Here is a 1,306-nt window from a genome sequence, read left to right on the forward strand (position 1 = left end):
GGCGGTTTCTAGGGATCGTCGCAACACGTGATCGTTTGTGTTAGGCGGCGAGTAGTTTATGCAGGCGCTCGGCTGGGGTTTCCCAGCCGAGCGTTTTGCGTGGTCGGCCGTTGAGTTCGGCGGCGACGGCGGTCAGGTGTTCACGGGTGTGGGCGGACAGGTCGGTGCCCTTGGGGAAGTACTGCCGCAGCAGGCCGTTCGTGTTCTCGTTCGAGCCGCGTTGCCAGGGGCTGGCCGGGTCACAGAAGTAGACGGGGACGTCGGTGGCGACGGTGAAGGCGTGGTGGGCGGCCATTTCGGAGCCCTGGTCCCAGGTCAGCGAGCGCGTCAGGTGTGATGGAAGGGTCTTGACGGTCTTCACCAGCGCCTGGTGCATGTGATCGGCGCTGCGGCCGTCGGGCAGGTGCACCAGCATCACGTAGCGGGTCGCTCGCTCGACGAGGGTGCCGATCGCCGAGCCGCCGTCCTTGCCGATGATCAAGTCTCCTTCCCAGTGGCCGGGCACCGCCCGGTCCTCTGCCTCGGCGGGACGTTCGCTGATCATGACCATCGGGTGCGTGAAGCGCGGCTGGCGGCAGGCCGCCTGGCGTTGGGGCCGGCGGCGTGCGCGTCCCGAGCGAAGCGCCCGGGCCAGTTCGCGGCGCAGTTCTCCGCGGCCCTGGACGTAGAGGGCCTGGTAGATCGTCTCGTGCACCACGTGCATCTCCGCCTGGTCGGGGAAGGTCCGGCGCAGACTCTCGCATATCTGTTCCGGGCTCCATTTCCGGTCCAGGCCGTCCTGGATGAAGTCCCGCAGCGCGGTGTTCTGGCCGATCTTGCCGGGCTTGGGGCGGGGCCGGCGGGCATCGGCCCGGGCCTGAGCGGCGTGCGGACGGTAGTGCCACCGGCCACGGGGATCCACGGTCCGGTTGCGGCGGATCTCCCGGCTGACCGTCGAGGGGCTGCGGCCCAGCTCGGCGGCGATCGCCCGGACGGTGGCCTTCTCCCGCACCCGGTCGGCGATGTGGATGCGCTCGGTCTCGCTCAAGTACCGGGACGACGCGGCAACGGGCGCCCGCTCATGGTGAGCGGGCGCCCGGTACCTCAGCGGATCCGTCCGGCCATTGCGCCACTCGCGACCGGTCCGCTCATGCACGCCGACAAGTCGGGATGCCTCTTTGTTGCTGTAGCCCTGTTGCACGAGCCGGAAGTATTCCGCCCGCTCAGCACGGAGCTTCCTGGGCCCCTGCGCCGTCCGGACCTTACGGACCTCGAAGTCCATCGCACCCCTTGAGCTGGGGTGTTGCGACGACCACTAGAACCCAAG

General features: G+C 68.9%; 1 protein-coding gene. It reads right to left on the bottom strand.

What is annotated here, in order from left to right:
- Positions 1–40 precede the first annotated feature (40 nt).
- Complete coding sequence (locus tag AC061S_RS44410; RefSeq protein WP_478691571.1) at positions 41–1,261, bottom strand: IS30 family transposase; 1,221 nt, start codon at positions 1,259–1,261, stop codon at positions 41–43.
- Positions 1,262–1,306: the final 45 nt, after the last annotated feature.

The sequence above is a fragment of the Streptomyces sp. CA189 genome (assembly GCF_056428985.1).